This is a genomic window from Streptomyces sp. BE303 (assembly GCF_036290945.1).
Lineage (GTDB): Bacteria > Actinomycetota > Actinomycetes > Streptomycetales > Streptomycetaceae > Kitasatospora.
In genome coordinates this window covers 110992-127172 of the sequence record NZ_JAQYWZ010000953.1, presented here as the reverse complement: position 1 = coordinate 127172, position 16181 = coordinate 110992, and the positions used below count along the sequence as shown (strand labels likewise).

Annotated in this window: 14 protein-coding genes; 8 read left to right on the top strand and 6 right to left on the bottom strand. The window is 75.4% G+C overall.

Annotated elements, in window-relative coordinates; genetic code table 11:
• Nucleotides 1–62 precede the first annotated feature (62 nt).
• The 3 genes from PUR56_RS40500 to PUR56_RS40490 form a co-directional block, all read right to left on the bottom strand.
• Nucleotides 63–1742: a beta-N-acetylhexosaminidase gene (locus tag PUR56_RS40500; RefSeq protein WP_329952645.1), complete on the bottom strand. Its 1680-nt coding sequence runs from the start codon at nucleotides 1740–1742 to the stop codon at nucleotides 63–65.
• 139 nt (nucleotides 1743–1881) lie between these two features.
• Nucleotides 1882–2217: a hypothetical protein gene (locus PUR56_RS40495; protein ID WP_329952644.1), complete on the bottom strand. Its 336-nt coding sequence runs from the start codon at nucleotides 2215–2217 to the stop codon at nucleotides 1882–1884.
• Between the two features lie 179 nt (nucleotides 2218–2396).
• On the bottom strand, nucleotides 2397–3272 hold the full coding sequence (locus PUR56_RS40490) for a polysaccharide deacetylase family protein (RefSeq protein WP_329952643.1): 876 nt from the start codon (nucleotides 3270–3272) through the stop codon (nucleotides 2397–2399).
• A 174-nt stretch (nucleotides 3273–3446) separates the two neighbouring features.
• On the opposite strand from PUR56_RS40490, the gene PUR56_RS40485 reads away from it, so the two are divergent.
• Entirely contained in the window at nucleotides 3447–4301 is an 855-nt protein-coding gene (locus PUR56_RS40485; protein ID WP_329884366.1) for an SAM-dependent methyltransferase, read from the top strand.
• A 126-nt stretch (nucleotides 4302–4427) separates the two neighbouring features.
• On the opposite strand, the gene PUR56_RS40480 is transcribed toward PUR56_RS40485, so the two are convergent.
• Nucleotides 4428–5297, bottom strand: a complete 870-nt coding sequence (locus PUR56_RS40480) for an Fpg/Nei family DNA glycosylase (RefSeq protein WP_329952642.1) — start codon at nucleotides 5295–5297, stop codon at nucleotides 4428–4430.
• Nucleotides 5298–5464: 167 nt separating this feature from the next.
• On the opposite strand from PUR56_RS40480, the gene PUR56_RS40475 reads away from it, so the two are divergent.
• From PUR56_RS40475 to PUR56_RS40455, 5 genes are all read left to right on the top strand, one after another.
• The gene (locus PUR56_RS40475) at nucleotides 5465–5962 is read left to right on the top strand and encodes an SRPBCC family protein (RefSeq protein WP_329952641.1); all 498 of its coding nucleotides are present in this window, start codon (nucleotides 5465–5467) and stop codon (nucleotides 5960–5962) included.
• An 86-nt stretch (nucleotides 5963–6048) separates the two neighbouring features.
• Entirely contained in the window at nucleotides 6049–6723 is a 675-nt protein-coding gene (locus tag PUR56_RS40470; protein ID WP_329952640.1) for a hypothetical protein, read from the top strand.
• Nucleotides 6724–6805: 82 nt separating this feature from the next.
• Entirely contained in the window at nucleotides 6806–7651 is an 846-nt protein-coding gene (locus tag PUR56_RS40465; RefSeq protein WP_329952639.1) for a DsbA family protein, read from the top strand.
• Nucleotides 7648–8304 (top strand): vitamin K epoxide reductase family protein, encoded by a 657-nt coding sequence (locus PUR56_RS40460; protein ID WP_443034628.1) that lies wholly within the window; start codon nucleotides 7648–7650, stop codon nucleotides 8302–8304. The genes PUR56_RS40465 and PUR56_RS40460 overlap by 4 nt, the downstream gene beginning before the upstream one ends.
• A 268-nt stretch (nucleotides 8305–8572) precedes the next feature.
• Entirely contained in the window at nucleotides 8573–10507 is a 1935-nt protein-coding gene (locus tag PUR56_RS40455) for an AfsR/SARP family transcriptional regulator (RefSeq protein WP_329952638.1), read from the top strand.
• 9 nt (nucleotides 10508–10516) lie between these two features.
• On the opposite strand, the gene PUR56_RS40450 is transcribed toward PUR56_RS40455, so the two are convergent.
• Nucleotides 10517–11050 (bottom strand): flavin reductase family protein, encoded by a 534-nt coding sequence (locus PUR56_RS40450; RefSeq protein WP_329952637.1) that lies wholly within the window; start codon nucleotides 11048–11050, stop codon nucleotides 10517–10519.
• Nucleotides 11047–12087: an LLM class flavin-dependent oxidoreductase gene (locus PUR56_RS40445; RefSeq protein WP_329952636.1), complete on the bottom strand. Its 1041-nt coding sequence runs from the start codon at nucleotides 12085–12087 to the stop codon at nucleotides 11047–11049. The genes PUR56_RS40450 and PUR56_RS40445 overlap by 4 nt, the downstream gene beginning before the upstream one ends.
• A gap of 224 nt (nucleotides 12088–12311) precedes the next feature.
• On the opposite strand from PUR56_RS40445, the gene PUR56_RS40440 reads away from it, so the two are divergent.
• Together PUR56_RS40440 and PUR56_RS40435 are read left to right on the top strand one after the other, a co-directional pair.
• Entirely contained in the window at nucleotides 12312–13577 is a 1266-nt protein-coding gene (locus PUR56_RS40440) for a condensation domain-containing protein (RefSeq protein WP_329952635.1), read from the top strand.
• 68 nt (nucleotides 13578–13645) lie between these two features.
• On the top strand, nucleotides 13646–16180 hold the full coding sequence (locus tag PUR56_RS40435) for an ATP-grasp domain-containing protein (protein WP_329952634.1): 2535 nt from the start codon (nucleotides 13646–13648) through the stop codon (nucleotides 16178–16180).
• Nucleotide 16181 lies beyond the last annotated feature (1 nt).

The window sequence follows — 16181 nt, the reverse complement described above, 5'->3', positions numbered from 1 at the left end:
TTCCTCCTGCACAACTCGGGACGTGCGCGAACCCTCCCCTCGTCACGCTACGCCGCCCCGGGCTACCGTGCGGGCCAGGGCACCTCCGGCCGCCGCTCGTAGGCGTACCCGGCGGCGTCCCAGCGCGCGCCCTCCTCGGCGAGGCGCCGCTTGAACCCGTCCCAGTCGAGGGCGGCCTTCGGCGACCAGCCCAGCTCGGCCAGCGCGGGCAGCCGGGGCAGCAGCATCAGGTCCAGTTCGTAGGGGGTGTCCAGGGTCTCGGTCCAGAGCGGTGCCTCGATCCCGATCACCGACCCGGCCGGCAGCTTGAGCACGTTGTCCGGATCCCAGGTGTAGGCGTGCCGGGCGTCGATCGTGCCGGCCCAGACCAGCCCGAGCGGGTAGGACTTCTCGTACTTCATGTCCAGGTAGCTGCGGCCGGACGGCGACATGATCACCTTGGCGCCCCGCTCGGCGGCCTGCCCGAGCTCGACGTCGCGCCCGCCGCGGCCGTCCCAGTACTGCAGCACCCCGACCCCGGCCGGCGCGGCCTGGTTCCAGCCCACCGGCGTCTTGCCCGCGGCCAGCACCTGGGCGTTCACCTGCTGCACGAACCCCGCGTACTCCTCCGCGGAGATCGTCTTCACCTCGTCGCCGCCGATGTGCAGGTACGGGCCGGGGGTGAGCCGGGCCACCTCGGCGATCACCTCCCGGGTGAACGCGAAGACGGCGTCGCCGGTCGGGCAGAGCGTCGAGAAGCCGACCTCGATCCCGGTGTACGGCCAGGGCCGGGCGCTGCGGGTGCAGTCGAGCTCCGGGTAGGAGGCGAGGACGGCGTTGCTGTGGCCGGGCAGGTCGATCTCGGGGACGACGGTCAGGTAGCGCTCCTGCGCGTACCGGACGATCTCCTGGTAGTCGGCCGCCGTGTAGAAGCCGCCGGGGGTGCCGTCCACCTCGCTCACCGCACCGACCCGGGTGAGTTCGGGCCGGGACGGGATCTCGATCCGCCAGCCCTGGTCGTCGGTCAGGTGCAGGTGCAGGTGGTTGACCTTGTACAGGGCCAGCCGGTCGATGAACCCCTTGACCTCGGCGGGGGTGAAGAAGTGCCGCGCCACGTCGAGCATCGCGCCCCGGTAGGCGTAGCGGGGGCGGTCCTCGACGGTGACCGGCGCGACCGTCCACTCGGTGCCGTCAGCCGCCTTCGCCGGGCCCTCGATCTGCGGCGGGAGCAGCTGCCGCAGTGTCTGGGTGCCCCGGTAGAGGCCCTCGGGGGTGCGGGCGGAGATCCGGACGCCGGTGGCGTCGGAGGTCAGCCGGTAGCCCTCGGCGCCGGTCTCGGCGGGGAGGGCGGGGTCGAGCAGCAGGCCGATGCCGTCGGCCGCCGCGTCGCCGTCGGCCACCACCTCGACCGGCAGGCCGGTCGGGCGGCGCAGCGCCTCGGCGAGCTGCCCGGCGATCCGCCGCACCTCCTGTGCCTGCTGCGCCGGGGCGTCCGGACCGGTGGCGGTCCGGACGGCGGTGCGGGCGGTGAGCCGGTAGCCGGGCCCGGAGCCGGTGGTGGCGGAGAGCGGCGCCGGGACGATCCGGTCGGCGGTGCGCGGCCCCGCCGGGGCGGCGGCCGGGGCGGCGCCTCCGCCGGGCCCGGCGTCCCCGCCGCCGGCCGCCCGCTGCACGCCGAAGCCGACGGCCGCGAGGAGCAGCACGGCTGCGAGGACGAACACTCCGCGGGCCCGGGCGGAGAGCCCGGCTGTTCGGATCGGCACGGTCGCTCCCGGTGTCGTCGCGCAGTCGACCGGCCCGCGTTCACGGCCGGTTCACCGGAATGGTCTCAACCAATTCCCCGCTTGTCCCGCGCTTCGTACGAATTCGCCGTGCGGAGGCGCGGCGGCCCGGACGGCTCCGCTACGAGAACAGCACCGAGCGGACGTGGAGGCGCCGCCCGGCCGAGCCACCCGGCTTCAGCGTGTAGTAGACGTCGCCCCCGCACCCGAATTCCAGGAAGACGACGGAGGTCCCGCCGGTCCGGTTGACGGGAGCGAAGGCCGGGTCGGCCTCGGTGGCCCCCGGGAGGTCGATGCACGTCTCGCTCGCCGGATCGACGAGCTCGCCACGCTGCCCGGACCCGCCGTCCAGATAGGTGTAGCGGAAGACGCCGTCGGCGGCGTTGGCGGAGACCGGGACGGCGAGGACGAGAGCGACGGCGCTGGTGGCGGCGAGCACGGCGTTGCGGAGACGCATGGCGGGTGGCCCTTTCAGGGCGGTACCGGGTGGTACCTGGGTAATTGATGCGAGTTCACCCTAGAGGCCCAAAAATCGGTGAAACGATTCTGCTAATCCATCCTTTCGGGTGGTTTAGCACCATTTCCCGCTACCTTCCGTCATCGCACGGCCGTCGTCGGCGCCGCCGCCGCCCCGTTTCACCCCGGCGGCGCGGTGAAGCGGTACCCCGAGTCGATCAGCACCGGCAGGTACGTCTTCAGCGCCGCCACGGTCTGCGAACGGTCCCCGCCACCGTCGTGGTTGAGCACGATCGCCCCGGGCCGGACGTCCTTGAGGATCCGGTCGGTGATCACGCCCGTCCCCGGGCGGGCCCAGTCCCGGGGGTCCACCGACCAGGCCATCGGCCGCATCCCCAGGTCGGCGCTCACCTTGAGCGACGTCGAGGACCAGTCCCCGCCGGGGGCGCGGAACCAGGTCGGCACCTTCCCGGTGGACCGGTGCAGCAGGTCCGAGGTGCGTTCCAGCTCCTCTCGGACCTTCGACTCGGAGAGGCTCCGCAGGTCGGGGTGGGACCAGGTGTGATTGGCGATGTGGTGGCCCCGGGCGGCGATCTCCCGGACCAGCCCGGGGTGTTCGACCGCGTTCTCCCCGATCAGGAAGAAGGTGGCCCGGATCCCGTACTGCTCCAGCAGCGCCAGGACGGTCGGGGTGTGGCGGGGGTCGGGACCGTCGTCGATGGTGAGCGCGACCACCCGGCGCTCGGCGTCCAGCTCGTACACGGGCCGGGTCTCGGCCGCCGTCAGCGCCCGCGCCACCGGCGGGGGCACCGACGGGGCGGCGGTCGGGGAGGGCGCCGCGGACGGCGACGGGGAGGGGGAGGGTTCCGCCGGGGGCGACGGGTCGGCGGAGCCGGGTACCGCGCCCGGGCCGGGCGGGCCGGCGGCCTCGGCACCCTCCGCCGCACCCCCTCCCCCGCCCTCGGCCGGACCCCGGCAGCCGGCGATCCCGAGCAGCGACATCCCGGCCGCGACCAGCAGCAATCTTCGCGAAGTAATCTGACGATCAGACAGCATGTCGAATGTCTCCCCCGTTCACCGCCCCGCCTCCCGGCGGCAACTCCGACGAGCTCGATCACCACCCTGACGGACCAAACCGCAGCTCATCCCCCCTCCCCCCGACCGGAGCCGGGCCGGGCCCGCTAGTCTGACCTCTCCCAGTGTGATGATCTGTCTTCAGAGGACGTGGCCATGACGACGAGTCAGGACTTCGCCGACCAGCCCGACAACGACGCCGCCGAGCTCAGCCAGTGGGAGAAGTACGGGGTCGACACCAGCGCCCCGCACTCCGCCCGCGTCTACGACTACTGGCTGGGCGGGAAGACCAACTTCCCGCCGGACCGCGCCATGGGTCAGGCCATCGAGCAGGCCGTGCCCAGCGTCAAGGCGATGGCCAAGGAGAACCGCGCCTTCCAGGGCCGCGCCGTCCGCCACCTGGCCGAGCAGCAGGGCATCCGCCAGTTCCTCGACCTCGGCACCGGCATCCCGACGTCGCCGAACACCCACGAGATCGCCGAGGCGGCCAGCCCCGGCACCCGGGTGGTGTACGTGGACAACGACCCGATCGTGCTGGCCCACGCCCGCGCGCTGATGGTCTCCACCCCGGCCAGCCGCACCACCTACATCCACGCCGACCTCGGCAAGCCCGCCGAACTGCTGTCCGACCCGGCGCTCACCTCCACGCTGGACCTCTCCCAGCCGGTCGGCCTGCTGATGATCGCCGTCCTGATGCTGATCGCCGACGAGGACGACCCGTGGGGCAAGGTCGCCGCGCTGCGGGACGCCCTGCCGGCCGGCAGCTTCCTCGCGCTCACCCACCCCACCCAGGACTTCGACCCGGTGGCCGTCGGCAAGGTCGCCGACGCCGCGCGGGCCGGCGGCATGACCCTCGTCCCGCGCACCAAGGAGGAGGTCTCCCGGTTCTTCGACGGCTGGGAGCTGATCGAGCCGGGCGTCTCCCCGGTCATGGCCTGGCACCCGGACGGCGAGCAGCCGGCCGACCCGTACGCCGCGTACTACTGGGGCGGCGTCGCCCGCAAGCTCTGAACGCCCACGACGGGCCCGGCCCCCGCACGCCGGGGGCCGGCCTGCGCACCGACCGCGGGGCCGGGTCGGGGCCACGGACGGGGGCAGGGGCGGGGGCACGGACGGGACGGGCGCGGGACCGGCGGGCTACTTGAGCAGCCGGGAGAGCCGCCGGTCCGCCAGCAGCCGGCCCCCGGTCTGACAGGTCGGGCAGTACTGGAACGACGAGTCGGCGAGCGACACCTCCCGCACGGTGTCCCCGCAGACCGGGCACGGCTGCCCGGTCCGGCCGTGCACCCGCAGGCCGAGCTTCTTCTCCGCCTTCAGCTCCCCCGCCGCCAGCCCCCGGGAGCGCTCCACCGCGTCGCGCAGCGTCGACCCGAGCGCCTCGTACAGATGCGCCGTCTCCTCCTCGGACAGGCTCGACGCCAGCTTGTACGGGGACATCCGGGCCGCGTGCAGCACCTCGTCCGAGTAGGCGTTGCCGACGCCGGCCAGCACGCCCTGGTCCCGCAGCACGCCCTTGATCCGGCGCTTCTCGCCGTGCAGCAGTTCGGCGAAGCGCTCCGGGGTGAATCCGGGGTCGAGCGGGTCCGGGCCGAGCCGGGCCACCCCCGGGACCTCCGCGGGGTCCCGCACCACGTACACCGCGAGGCCCTTCCTGGTGCCCGCCTCGGTGAGGTCGAACCCGTCCCCGTCCGGCCCGTCGAGCCGCACCCGCAGGGCGAGCGGGTTCCGCCCGCCCGGCCGCGGCGGCTCCGCGGGCAGGCTCTCCTTCCAGCGCAGCCAGCCCGCGCGGGCCAGGTGGACCACCAGGTGCAGGTCCCCGGCGGCGACGTCCAGGAACTTCCCGTGCCGGACGACCGGCCCCACCGTGCGCCCCTCCAGCGCCGTGACCGGCGGGTCGTACGTCTTCAGCGCACTGATCGCCACCGGCTGGACCCGGGCGATCACGCGCCCGGTCAGCCGCTCGGACAGGTAGGCGGTGAGGGCCTCGACCTCGGGCAGCTCCGGCATGCGCCCAGTCTCGCGCAGCCGCCCGCGCTCCGCCCCCGCTGCGACCACGCTGCGACCCCGCACAGCACCACCGCGCACCGCGGCCCCGGCGGCTCTCTTTGCCGACCGGCCACCCCCGGCGCAGGCTGGGAGGTGGACCGCGCACCACCGAGGGAGGCCGCCCCGCCATGTGCACGCTGGAGGAACAGATCGACATCGACGCCCCGGTGCTCGCCGCCTGGGAGCAGCTGCACCGCGTCCACGACTACCCGCGCTTCGTCGACGGCGTCCGCAGCGCCCACCCGCACGGCCGCAACCTCGCCCACCTCGGGGTCGAGGTCTCCGGCAGCGAGCACGACGTCGAGACCGAGATCACCGACCGGGGCCGGGGCCGGGTGATGGCCTGGCGGACCCTGGACGGCCTCGACCTGCACGGCGCCTTCGCCCTGCTGGCGCTCGACCGGGAGCACACCCGGCTCCAGGTCCGGGTGGAGTACGACCCGGAGGCGGTGCACGAGGCGTTCGGCGGGCCGCGCGGTTTCGCCCAGGCCGGGGCGATCGAGCGGACAGTCCGGGCCGACCTGGAGCTGTTCCGGGAGCTGGTCGAGGCCCGGATGGCGGCTGCCTCCCGGCCCGCCGACCCGGTCGTCGCGGCGCCCGGCACCCAGGACGTAAACGGCCCATAAGTGCAGCTCAGGGCCGTGGTGAGGATCTTCACAGGGGGCGCCCTGAACAGTCGTCCGGGTTTCAACCTGTGGCAGACTCGGATCCTATGCAGACCCACACCGGCCCGGTCGGCCCGGCTTCCAGGACGCTCCGCGCGGCGGTCTTCGCCGCGCTGCTCGTGCTGCTCGCCGGGCTCGGCCAGGTGCTGGTCACCGGCCGCCCGCTGCCGCTCGGCACGCTGGCCGTGGCGGGGGCCGCCGTCTTCGCGGTGGCGTTCGCGCTGGCCGGCCGCGAGCGCGGCTACCGGGCCGTCGCGGCGGTCTTCCTGCCGTTGCAGCTCGGCCTGAGCGCCCTGTTCGACCTCGCCCAGTCCACCTGCCCCTCGCTGCCGCCGGGCGCCGCACGCGGCCTCGAACCGCTGCTCTGCGGCGGTGGCTCGCTCGGCGGGTTCCTGGTCGGTCACGGCCTCTCCCGACCGACCAGCCTGCTGCTGCTCCTGCTGCTGCACTCGGCGATCGCGCTGGCCGCCGCCTTCTGGCTGCGCCGTGCCGACGCCGCGCTGACCGGCCTGGCCGGGTCGGTCCGGATGCTCGGGGACTTCGCCCGGCGCTTCCTCTCCGCCGCCGGCCGCTGGGTGCTGCTGCTCGTCGCGCCGCGCCCGGCCCGCCCGGTCGTCCGGATGCCGTTCCCGCGCGCCAGCCGGGTCCGGGTACCGGCCGAGTCCGTCCTGCTCCGGCCCGCCGTCCGGCGCGGCCCCCCGGTGTCCGCGCCGGCCTGCTGAGCGACCCCGTCTCCCCGGTGGTCCTCCGCCGGTCGTCCCGCCGCGCCCGCACGCACGCCACGAGCACCAGGACGACGTCACCATGAGCACCGCCCCGAAGAACCCGAAGAACCCCAAGAACACCAAGGGCGCCACCGGCCCCAAGGCGTCCGCCAGGGCCGCCGCCCGCCGGGCCGCCACCGAGCGGATGCGCGAGGAGCGCGAGCGCACCGAGCGGTCCGCCCGGATCCGCCGCCGCACCGTGGTCGGCGTCGCCTCCGCCGCCGTGCTCGCCCTCGCGGCGGGCGTGGCCTTCGCCGTCGGCGGCTCCTCCGGCTCCGGCGACACCGCGGCCGCGGGGCCGCTGGTCACCCCGGCCAACGCGGGCGCCGACGGCACCGTGATCACCTACGGCAAGGCCGACGCCCCGCACACCCTGGAGGTGTACGAGGACTTCCGCTGCCCCTACTGCGAGCAGCTGGAGACCACCACCGGCGCGACCATGCAGCAGCTCGCCGACGCCGGCACGTACAAGATCGAGTACCGCCTGGCGACCTTCCTCGACCAGGGCCTCGGCGGCAAGGGCTCGCGGACCGCGCTGGCCGCCGCCGGTGCGGCGCTGAACGAGGGCGTGGACAAGTTCAAGCAGTTCCACGACGTGCTCTACGCCAACCAGCCGGACGAGCGGGACGACGCCTTCGCCGACGTCAACCACCTGCTCGACCTGGCCGGCCAGGTGCCGGGCCTGAAGACCGACGGCTTCGTCAAGGCGGTCCAGGACGGCACGTACGTGCCCTGGGCCGAGCAGGTCAACAAGGCCTTCGACAAGAGCGGCGTCACCGGCACCCCGACCGTCCGGCTGGACGGCAGGAAGCTCGACGTCTTCTCGGGCGGCGCCCCCGCCACCCCGGAGCGCTTCACCGCCATGGTCAAGCAGGTGACCGGGTGACCGCCGCCGCCCCCGCGACCGGTTCCGGCGCACCCGGGACCGGCGCACCCGCCCGCCGCGCCGGCCTCGGCGCGAGCCGGCCGTTCGCCCTGCTGCTGGTGATCGGCGGAGCGCTCGGGCTGTTCGCCTCCGCCGTCCTCACGCTGGACAAGATCCGGCTGCTGGAGGATCCGTCCTACGTCCCCAACTGCAACATCAACCCGATCATCAGCTGCGGCTCGATCATGCGCAGCGACCAGGCCGAGGCCTTCGGCTTCCCGAACTCGCTGCTCGGCCTGGCCGGCTTCGCCGTCGTCCTGACGATCGGCGCCGGGCTGCTGGCCGGGGCCTCCTACCGGCGCTGGTTCTGGCTGGGGCTGCAGGCCGGGACGGTCTTCGGCATCGGCTTCGTGAGCTGGCTGACGTACCAGGCGCTGTACCGGATCGGCGCGCTCTGCCCGTACTGCATGGTGGTCTGGGCGGCGATGATCCCGCTGTTCTGGTACACCACCCTGCACAACCTGCGCTCCGGCGTCCTCCCGGTGCCGCGCGCCCTGCGCCCGGCGGTCCGCGAGGCGGCCCGCTACCACTGGGTGGTCCCGGTGCTCTGGTACGCGGTGATCGCCCTGCTGGTCCTCAACCGCTTCTGGTACTACTGGCGCACGCTGATCTGAGCGGCGGGCCGGTCACCGCGGACGGAACCGGTCACCGCCCCTCCGGGGACGGTGACCGGTTCGCACCCGCCCGGCCCGAGCGGCCCGCGGCAGGTACGGGACCGACTGCTCGCGCCGTCCGGTTCATGGGGGCGGGCGGACCGGACTGGTCGGGGGCCGCGGCCAGAACATAGGCAGAGTCCCCCGTTGTCCGGCCGCGCGAGGATCGGGAAGATCACGGTGGGGGCGGCGGCCCGCCCCCCGGCAGGGTGCCGGCCGGACCGGCCCGATGCGAGCGGTCCCGGGCGACGCCCCCGCCACGCCGGACCACCGCGACCGACACCCGTTGGAGGAGTCCTTGGACGAGCAGCGGCGGACCACAGTGCGGTTCTCGGTCCTCGGCCCCCTCCAGGTCGAGGTCGCCGGCCGGCCGGTGCCGCTCGGACCGCCCAAACAGCGGCTGGTCCTGGCCATGCTGCTCTGCTGCCCCAACCGCCCCGTCTCGCTGGAGCTGCTGACGGAGGCCGTCTGGCAGGACGAGCCGCCACGGACGGCCCGCAAGAACCTCCACGTCTACGTGTCCGCCCTGCGCCGGCTGCTCGGCGACGAGGCCGGCGAGGGCGGCGACGGCGACCGGGCCCGGATCGTCCACGACTACGGCGGCTACTGCCTGCGGACGGAGCGGTCGGAGTACGACGTCTCGCGGTTCCAGGACCTCGCCCAGGCCGGCCGGACCGCCGCGGTCGCCGGCGAACTCGACGCGGCGGCGGGCCTGTTCCGCCAGGCACTGGACCTCTGGCAGGGCGACCCGTTCGCCGGCCTGCGCTGCTCCCCCATGGTCCGGGCCGAGGCCGCCCGGCTGGAGGAGCGCTGCCTCGGCGGCTACGAGGACTGGGCCGAGACGGAGCTGGAACGCGGCGGCGCCATCGCCGCGGTCGCGGAGGGCGTCGGCGAGCTGATCGAACGGCACCCGCTGCGCGAACGGCTGCAGGCGGCCCGGATGAACACCCTGCACGTGCTGGGCCGCCAGGCCGAGGCCCTGGCCGCCTACGACCGGTACCGGCAGCTGCTGGCCCGCGAACTGGGCCTGTCGCCGAGCCCGGCCCTGGAGCGGCAGTACCGCCGCATCCTGGCCGCCCGGCGCGGCGGCGGCCGGCCGGGTCCGGCCGGCGGACCCGCCCGGACCGTCCTGCCGCCCGACACCGCGGACTTCACCGGCCGCGCGGAGCAGGTGCGCGAGCTGCGGGAACTGCTCGTCGACGGCGGCCGGGTGGCGGCCCTGGTGGGCCCCGCCGGGATCGGGAAGACCACGCTCGCCGTCCGCATCGCGCACCTGCTGCAGGCCGACTTCCCGGAAGGCAGGATGCTGGTGCGGTCCCGCACCGAGGACGGGTCGCCCCGGTCCTGGCAGGAGGTGCTGGGCGACGTCGCACGGCTGGCCGGCATGGCCGAGCAGCCCGCCGACGACCCCTGCCGGACGGTCGCCCGGTGGCACGCCTGGCTGGCCGACCGCAGGGTGCTGCTGATCCTCGACGACGTCCCGGACGAGACGGTCGCCCGGGCGCTGCTGCCCGCCGACGGCGTGAGCGCCGCCGTGGTCACCTCGCGCGTCCACCTGGCCGGCCTCGCGCCGGTGCACCGGGTCGAACCGCCCCCCTACTCGCCGGACGAGGCGCTGGAGCTGCTCGGCCGGATCATCGGCCCGGACCGCCTGCGCAGCGACCTCGCGGCCGCGGAGGAGATCGTCGACGCGACCGGGATGCTGCCCCTCGCGGTGCGCGCCGGCGGGCTGAAGCTCGCCGTCCTGCGGCACCTCCCGCTGCGCGAGTACGCCGCCCGGCTGGCCGACCCGGACGCGGTGCTCGACGAGCTCGCCGCCGGCGACGTCGCCGTCCGCCCGCACCTCGCGCGCTGCTGGCGCGAGCTGACGCCCTCGGGCCGGGCGGCGCTGCTGCGCCTCGCGCGGCTCCCGCTGGCCCGCCCGTTCACCCTCGCCGAGGCCGCCGCCGCGCTCCACTGCGACGAGAGCGCCGCGCTGCGGGAGCTGGAGGCCCTGATCAGCGCCGGCATGGTGACCTCGCCGGTCGACGAGGTCACCGCGCACCGGGCGGTCTACGCCGTGCCGCGGCTGATCCACCTGTACGCGCGGGAGGGCGCGGCCCCGCCGCCGGACCGCCCGCAGGCGCACCGTCCCGGACACTGCGGTCAGCGGGTCGCCCGCTGACCGCGGTCCTCAGGACCCGGCGAGCCGGCGGTAGCGGCTGCCGTGGAAGACCAGGGGCGGGGTCTGCGGGTCGACGCCCGTGACGTGCACCCGCAGCAGGACGATCCGGTGGTCCCCGGCGGTGATCTCGCGCTCGACCGAGCAGTCGTACCAGGCGCACGCGCCGTCCAGCAGGACCGCGCCCTCCCCGGTCCGGCACCAGTCGAGCCCGGCGAAGCGTTCGACGCCGCGCGCGGACAGCTGCCGGCAGACACCTTCCTGGTCGCCGCTCAGCACGCTCACACCGAGCCTGGCGGTCCGCCGCAGCCGCGGCCAGGTGGTCGAGGCGAGCCCGGCGCAGACGGAGACCAGCGGCGGGTCGAGCGACACCGGGACGAAGGACGACGCGGTCATCCCGACCGGCTCGCCGTCGACCAGCGCCGCCAGCACGGTCACGCCGGTCGGGAAGGCGCCGTAGACCCGGCGCAGCGCGAGCGGGTCGGTGGTCCGGAGCACCGGGGTCCCGACGCCCGCGCCGGCTCCGACACCGGTGTCGGCGTTCACGGTCCCACCGGCGCCGCGTCCGGTCCGCCGCGGCGGCGGCGCCGGGCCCCGGCGAAGGCCGCGGCCGTGGCGGTGTAGTCGGACGCGGCGCGCGCGGTGTCCATGATGAACGTCCGGCACCCGGCGTCGAGGTAGCGGGCGATCTCGGCCTCGACCTTCTCGTGGCTGCCCACGAGGTAGGGGCAGAAGGTCGCGTAGGTGCGGAACGGGCCCATCCAGTAGGGGCTGTCCGGCCCGCCGGGGAACTCGTCGGCGGCGGACAGCCGGGCCACCCACTCCGAGTCGGAGACGCCGCGCGCCAGCATCTGCGCGAGCCGGCCGGCCCGGCTCGCCGGGAAGCGCTCGTGGGCCACGGTCCACGCCTCCCGGTCGGTGTCGCGGGCGATGATCCCGATCCGGACGCCCCCGCCGTCGAGGCCGCCGAGATCCCCCTCGGTGCCCGGGCCGGGCGGCACGGGGTAGCGGACGGGGACGGCGCCGAGCGTCCCGGCCGCCCGGCGGCCGGCCTCGGAGGAGCCGGACATGTACAGCTCCGGCGCCAGCCCGGCGGGCAGCGCGGGGGCCAGCGGCAGGTTGCGGGCCCGGTAGTAGCGGCCCTCGAAGGTCACCGGGCCCGCACCGGCCAGCAGCAGGCCGACCAGCTGGGCGTACTCGGTCAGCCGCAGGTAGCGGTCGTCGTGCGGGGTCGCGTCGCCCAGTGCGGTGAGGTCGCCGACGACGCCGCCGGCCACCAGGTTGAGGGCGATCCGGCGCCCGTAGAGCATGCCGTAGCTCGCGATCCGCTGGGCGACCGCGTACGGGTGGGCGTACACGGGCTGCACGGCGACCAGCGGGGCGAAGTCGGTGGTGGCGGCGAGCACCTCCTGGGCGACGACCCAGGGGTCGACCGTGTTGTTGTCGGAGTAGACGAGCGCCCCCCGGAAGCCGGCCTCCTCCGCCAGCCGGGCGGCCTGCCGGACCACCCCGAGGTAGCCGTGCCGGTCCGCGGGCGGCGGAACGGTCGTGAACAGCCGGAGGTCCGGCACTTCCTCGGCCACGGCAACACCTCTCGTCGTCGGCCCGACGGGTCACGGAACATCACCCCCACAGTGGGACGCGTTCCCGGCCGCGTCCAGGTAAGCGGCAGGCAACTTTGCTGCCTGCGGACCGGGGCCCCGGCTGCCGCCCTCTTGCCTGTTCCCGGTCGACGCGGCGCTCCTAGGCTGACCCGGCGTCAGCCTCGGGCGCAGGTCGGGCGCCACACGAACGAACGGAGTCCTCCGTGAACGAGCCGGTTCCCCTCTCGTACGGCCAGCTGTCGGTCTGGCGCGACGTCAGGCACCTGGCGCGCGGCCGGTGGCACGAGGCCAACGTCCGGACGGTGTGGATCCCGCCCGAGGACGGGGCCGGGGTCAGCGTCGCCGAGGTGCAGGACGCCGTCCTCGCGCTCGCCGCGCGCCACGAGTCGCTGCGGACCGTCTACGACGTGTCGGACCCGTTCGCGCCGTCCCAGCGGGTGCTGCCGACCGCCGACGGAGTCGACGCCGGCGTGGTCGAGTGCACCGCCGAGACCTTCGACGGGATGACCGCCGCGCTGGCCGCCGAGCCCTTCGACCTGGGCGCCGCGCCCGCGTGGCGGTTCCGCGTCGCGACCGAGCACGGCCGGCCCCGCGCGGTCGTGGTGATCAAGCACCACATCGTCGCGGACGGCTGGAGCCTCGGCATCCTGGAGTCCGGGTTCCGCACCGCCCTGGAGCGGGGCAAGCCGTCGGACGGCGCCCCGCCGCCCACGCCCCGGGAGCTGGCGGTGTGGCAGCACGCGACCGGCCGCGGGGCGCGCCGGGCCGCGCTGACCGGCTACTGGGAGCGGGTCTTCGGCCTCTCCGCCGCACAGCTCGGCCCCGCGGGCCCCGGCACCGCCCAGGACACCGCCCAGGACGAGGCCGTCCAGTACACCGTCCGTTCCCGGGCGGCCCACGCCGCCGCGCGCCGGCTCGCCGAGGAGCTCTCCGTGCCGCTGTCCAGCGTCGTGCTGGCCGCCTTCGCCCGGACCGCGGCGCTCGCGGCCGGACCGGGCGCCCTGGTCGGCCAGCTGATGTCCTCCAACCGCTTCGTCCCTCCGTGGAACGGCGTGGTCAGCTCGATGAACCAGTGGGCGGCGGCCCCGTTCGACTCCGGCCCGGAGGAGTTCGGGCCGTACGCCCGCCACGTCCACACCCGGAGCCTGACCGCCTTCCGGTACGGGATGTACGACGTGGACGAGGTCGACGCGCTGCGCGACGCCGTCCGCCGCGACCGGGACCCCTACCGGGCGACCTTCGCCTTCAACTTCCTGCCGGGCGAGGCGCCGCCGCCCTGCGCCGAGGACGAGACCGGACCGGTCCGGGAGGACCCCTTCTCCCGGATCGGGCACCCCTGCTACCTGCGTGTCACCAACGAGGGCGAGCAGGCGCTCGAACTGCGCCTGCGGACCATGGGCCTCGGCGACGCCCTGACCCTCGACCTCCTCCGGGGAACCGTCGCCAGGCTGGCGGACTCCGCCTCCTGAACCGGCCACCGCTCACCCGAACCGGTCCTCACACCCGGGTTCCCTGCCCGCCGTCCCTGGAGCCGCCCGTGCCCGCCGCCCCGTCCTCAGCCCCGTCCGCCGCCCCCTCCGCCGCCCACGTCGTCGTGCTCCACCGGTGGACCGACTCCTACGCCGACTACGCCGCCTACCTGGACCACACCGCGTACCGGGTCAGCTACGTGACCACCCCGGGCGGCCGGGCCGGGATCCCCGCCTCGGCCTCCGCCGCCGTGGCCGTCGTCCCGAGCACCGAGGACCGCGCCGCGGTGCGGGCCGCCGTCGACCGGCTGACCGCCGAACACGGCGCGCCCGCGCGGATCGTGGCGCTGCACGAGGTGGACCTCGACGTCGCCGCCGAGCTCCGTGAGGAGCTGGGCGTGCCCGGCGAGACGCCCGCCCGGCTGCGGCCGTTCCGCGACAAGCTGGCGATGGCCCGAAGGCTCGCCGCGCAGGGCGTCCCGGTCCCGGCCACCGGGCCCGCCCCGGACCGGGCGGCGGTCGCCGGCTTCGCCGACCGGCACGGCTGGCCGGTGATCCTCAAACCGGTCCGCGGGACGGCGAGTTCGCACGTCACGCGGCTCGACGGCCCGGAGGACCTGGCGGCGTACGCCTTCCCGCCGGACGTCGCCGTCCTGGTGCAGTCGTACGTGCCGAACGAGATCCTGCACGTCGACGGGGTCGCCGCCGACGGCGACCTGCGGGTTTGGCGCGCCTCGCGCTACCTCAACACCTGCCTGGACTTCACCCGGGGGGACGCGCTCGGCTCGGCCGAGATCGACGACTCGGCGCTGCTCAAGGCCGTCGGCGAGTTCACCCGGCGCGCCGTGCTGGCGATGTCGGCCGAGCCGTGGGTGTTCCACCTCGAACTGTTCGCCTCCGCGGACGGCTCCGAACCGGAGTTCCACGTCCTGGAGGTGGGCGCGCGGCCCGGCGGGGCGGAGGTCCCGTTCGTCTGGCGCGAGGTGCACGGCGTCGACCTGATGGCCGCCGCCGTCGACATCCAGCTCGGCCGGCCGCTGCCCGCGTTCCCGTTCCCGGCGGACCGGGCCGAGGACGGGCACGAGGGTGACCACGAGGGTGACGACGAGGGCGAGTACGGCGGCTGGCTGCTCGTCCCGACCCCCGCCGCGCGCCCGTGCCGGGTCCTCGCGGCGACGCCGCAGACCGGCCTGGAGGACGGGCCGTACGCCGAGCGGCTCCCGGCCCCGGGCCGCCACCTGGCCGACCTCCCCGGGTACGAGCACTCCGGCGCGCGGTTCCGCTTCCGCGGCCGCACCACCGCCGACGTGGAGCGCGCGATCAGGCGCACGGTCGACCGGCTCGACTACCGCTGCGAGCCGGTCGACCCGGCCCGCCCGCCCCACGTGGTCCTGGTCGGCACCGGTGGCCGCGTCTACCGGGAGTACGCGCTCCGGGACGCGGCGGCGCACGGCCGGGTGTCCACGGTGAACGACGCGCCCGCCGACTGGGAACTGCCGTACCTGGCCGGCCACCTGGTGGCGGACACCGGGGACGCCGACGCGCTCACCCGGGCCGTCGCCGAGGCCCTGGCCGGGGACACCGGACCGGTCGGCCTGCTCACCTGGAGCGAGGTGCAGCTGGAGCGGACCGCCGAGGCGGCCGAGCGGCTCGGGCTGCCCCACATGTCCCCGGAGGCGGTCCGCAACTGCCGCGACAAGCTCCGGACCCGGCGCCTGCTGGAGCAGGCCGGGCTGCCGTCCGCGCGCTACGCGGTCGCGCACGGCCTGGACGAGGCACTCGCGGCGGCGGAGTCGATCGGGTACCCGGTGGTGGTCAAGCCCCGGGCCCTGGCGGGCAGCAGCGGCGTGGTCCTGGCGGCCTCGCCCACCGCGCTCACCGAGCTGCACCGGCACGCCGACCGGGCCGCGTTCACCGGCCTCGACCCGCTCGACGGCCTGCTGATCGAGGAGTACCTGGACGGTCCGGAGATCAGCCTGGACTGCGTGGTGGTCGCGGGCGAGGTGCACGCCGTCAACCTGGCGCGGAAGCGGATCGGCTACCCCCCGTTCTTCGAGGAGGTCGGGCACCTGGTCGCGCCGTGGCACCACGAGCCGTGGGCCGGGGAGACGACCGACCTGGTCGCCCGGATCCACGCGGCGCTCGGGGTGACCACCGGTGTGACCCACGCCGAGCTGCGGCTCACCGCCCGCGGCCCGCGCCTGGTGGAGCTCAACGGGCGGCTCGGCGGCGACTTCATCCCGCTGCTCGGCCGGCTCGCCACCGGCGTGGACCTGACCGCCGCCGCCCTGGACACGGCCCTCGGCCTGGTCCCCGACCTGCGGCCGGTCCGCGACGACTGCGCCGAGGTGCGGTTCCTCTACCCCGCGCAGGACGGCACGGTCGCCCGCCTGGACGTCTCCGGCGCCCGCGAGGTGCCGGGCGTGGAAAGGGTGGTGGCCCTGGCCGAGCCGGGTCAGCGGCTGCTGCTCCCGCCCCGCGGCGTGGTGCCGCGGCTGGCCGCGGTCGTCGCCACCGGGCCCGACGCCGCCACCTGCGACCGTGTCCTGAACGAGGCGTTCAGCCGGATCGAAGCAACCATCACCCCCGCCGAGGAGGCGTGAA

What these genes read in the sequence shown, in the direction of transcription:
- PUR56_RS40490 (WP_329952643.1), bottom strand. Translation starts at nt 3,272, where the DNA reads ATGCTGTCTGATCGTCAGATTACTTCGCGAAGATTGCTGCTGGTCGCG.
- PUR56_RS40475 (WP_329952641.1), top strand. Translation starts at nt 5,465, where the DNA reads ATGTGCACGCTGGAGGAACAGATCGACATCGACGCCCCGGTGCTCGCC.
- PUR56_RS40470 (WP_329952640.1), top strand. Translation starts at nt 6,049, where the DNA reads ATGCAGACCCACACCGGCCCGGTCGGCCCGGCTTCCAGGACGCTCCGC.
- PUR56_RS40495 (WP_329952644.1), bottom strand. Translation starts at nt 2,217, where the DNA reads ATGCGTCTCCGCAACGCCGTGCTCGCCGCCACCAGCGCCGTCGCTCTC.
- PUR56_RS40480 (WP_329952642.1), bottom strand. Translation starts at nt 5,297, where the DNA reads ATGCCGGAGCTGCCCGAGGTCGAGGCCCTCACCGCCTACCTGTCCGAG.
- PUR56_RS40455 (WP_329952638.1), top strand. Translation starts at nt 8,573, where the DNA reads ATGCGAGCGGTCCCGGGCGACGCCCCCGCCACGCCGGACCACCGCGAC.
- PUR56_RS40465 (WP_329952639.1), top strand. Translation starts at nt 6,806, where the DNA reads ATGAGCACCGCCCCGAAGAACCCGAAGAACCCCAAGAACACCAAGGGC.
- PUR56_RS40485 (WP_329884366.1), top strand. Translation starts at nt 3,447, where the DNA reads ATGACGACGAGTCAGGACTTCGCCGACCAGCCCGACAACGACGCCGCC.